This window comes from Nocardiopsis sp. NPDC006198, assembly GCF_040613895.1.
Classification (GTDB): Bacteria; Actinomycetota; Actinomycetes; order Streptosporangiales; family Streptosporangiaceae; genus Nocardiopsis; species Nocardiopsis tropica.
Genome location: NZ_JBEXSY010000135.1, coordinates 1 through 2,367, shown reverse-complemented (window position 1 = coordinate 2,367; position 2,367 = coordinate 1). Strand labels below are relative to the sequence as shown.

The window sequence follows — 2,367 nt, the reverse complement described above, 5'->3', positions numbered from 1 at the left end:
CGACGCGGACCGTGGCCCGGAAGGTCTTCTGGTGGTCGGGGCCGCTCTCGTCCACGTGGTACTCGGGGACGCCGAGCATCTCGGCCGGGGCCGTCTCACGGGACGTGGACGCTGAAGGTGGAGAGGCTGTTGTCGAACCGTTCGGTCGCCTGCGGCCCGACCTGCCCGACCACCTCCCCCGAGCAGTCGCGTTCGTAGTGGACGGTGACCGTCTCGTCCGTCAGGTTGGTGACGGTCTTGGCCTCGAACGGCCGGAAGTTGTAGCACCCGCTCGGGTTCTCGAAACTCCTCGGGCCCAGTTCGAGTGTGCCCTGGGCTGCGTGGGCCGGGGCGGCGGCGGTCAGGGCGAGTCCGGCGGCGGCGAGGACGGCGGCGATACGTTTCACAGTTACCCCATCACGGAGAGTCACGAATACCTGTGGGTGTAGTACCCCCCGCCCTCGGAGCACGTAACACCCTGAACTCCATATATGGGAAAAACGTGGCGTCATGCCGCCATCCGGCCCGGCCTGTCGGCGGCCTCCGGCCCCGGGGGCGCGTCCTCGCGGGCCCCGCCCCGGTGCGCCCCGCGAGAAGGGTCCGTGTGGAGGCGTGGCCCCGTTCCGCCGCCCGCGCCCGGGGCGGGCGGGGTCCGGCCTCCGCGCTCAGGTCCCGGCCAGCTCCTCCGGGCGCGGCAGGTTCCGCATCACCGGCGAGAGGGTGAACAGCGCTGCGAGCGCCGACAGGCCCGCCATCGCCAGGAACACCCAGGTCGGCCCCGCACGGTCGAAGACGATCCCGATCCCGAGGATGCCGACCGGCTGGGAGACCAGCGCCATGAACATGACCGCCCCCAGCACCCTGCCCTGGTACCCGTCGCCGACCGACGCGGCCACGTAGCCGTAGAACAGGGCGTTCACGCACGGAACGACGGCGAACACGAGACCCAGCAACACACCGAGCGACACCGCGTTCGGCGCGACCGCCAGTCCGAGGGCGCACAGCGGAGCCGACCAGGCCGCGGCGAGGAACGCGGAGGAGGGACGTACCCACCTGAGGACCGCGCCGGCGGCGAGGGCGCCGACCAGTCCGCCCGATCCCGCCAGGGACACGGTCAGGCCGATCTGCACATGGCCCGCGCCCTGTGCCTCCGCTGTCGCGATGAGCGCGAGGAACGCCCCCGACTGCGAGAAGGCCAGGTTGAAACCGACGATCCACAGGATCATCGGGCGCAGGATCGGGTCCGCCGCCAGCAGGGCGAACCCGCCGACCGTGCCGCGCAGGGTCCAGCGCTCGCGCGCCGGAGCGCGGCAGGCCTGCATCGGGCGGCGGATGAACAGCACCAGTGCCGCCGACACCAGGTAGGCGAGGGCCTCCGTCACGAAGGGCAGGGCGCGGCCCAGGCTGAACAGCGACCCGGCTATGGGCGCGCCCAGGGCCGTGGTGGTGGAGAAGCGGATCTGGTTCTGGGCGGCGGCCCCGGACACCTGCGAGGCCGGGACCAGCTGCTTGACGGAGGCCATGGCGACCGGGTTGGAGACACCCATCATCGCCGACGAGCCGACCGCGACCGCCACGATGACGGGGAACGTCACCTTCCCCGTGAACAGCAGGAGCGCGAAAAGGGCGAGCAGCGCCAGGCGTCCGAGGTCGCAGAACAGCAGGACGGTCCTGCGGTCGGCCCGGTCCGCGAGCACGCCCCCGGCCACGGCGGCGACCATGGCGGTGGCCACCTGGGCCGACCCGATGACGCCCGCCTGCGTGGCCGAGCCGGCGAGGAAGAGGACGAGGAGCGGGTAGGCGACCTCTCCGCTCTCCTTGCCGAGCCCGGCGAAGAACCGGCTGACCCAGAGCGTCTGGAAGTCGTGGTTGCGGATGAGCGGCCGGACCTCCTCCGCGCCGCCCACCGGGGGGACCGGGCCGGAGGGCGGGGGTCGGCGATCCCGATCCGCTGTCATCGCGGTCGGGGGACCCGATCACGGGCCGCTGGGGACGGCCTGTCGAGGGGCGGGCTTGTCATGACGTCATTATGCGCGTCTTGCCCGTATTAGCGAGGTTTGGTGTTTCTGCCCCGCACACCGGCGGACCGACCGGAAAACCCCCTCCGCCGACGGCGCACTCGCGGCTCGCCGGGCCTGCGCAAAGGCCTGGCGGGGACCGCCCCGGCCCGTCTCCCACACCTCTGACCAGGACCGATCACCTGGGCCACCCGGTTGCGCCCCTCCGGGGACGCGGCCCGGCCGGGATCGGCGGGCGGCCGGGGCCCCGGCCGCGCTCGGGGGAGACAGCGGCCGGACCCGGCCACCCGGTGCACGTTCCACCCGGGGGGGGGGCGCGGCCACCCGGGCCTCCCCCCCCACGGGGGCGCCCCCGCCCCCGGCCCCCCGC

At 73.5% G+C, this 2,367-nt stretch carries 2 protein-coding genes and 1 pseudogene; all 3 read right to left on the bottom strand.

The genetic code is table 11. The features are described from left to right. Positions 1-109: pseudogene (locus tag ABZ234_RS33955) on the bottom strand (ribonuclease III); the annotation flags it as partial. Next, positions 96-386 carry a hypothetical protein gene (locus ABZ234_RS33950; RefSeq protein ID WP_267947518.1) on the bottom strand — a complete coding sequence of 97 codons (291 nt, stop codon included), beginning with the start codon at positions 384-386 and terminating at the stop codon, positions 96-98. The gene ABZ234_RS33950 and the pseudogene ABZ234_RS33955, both read right to left, overlap by 14 nt. Positions 387-644: 258 nt before the next feature. Next, entirely contained in the window at positions 645-1,937 is a 1,293-nt protein-coding gene (locus ABZ234_RS33945; protein ID WP_355014771.1) for an MFS transporter, read from the bottom strand. Positions 1,938-2,367: the final 430 nt, after the last annotated feature.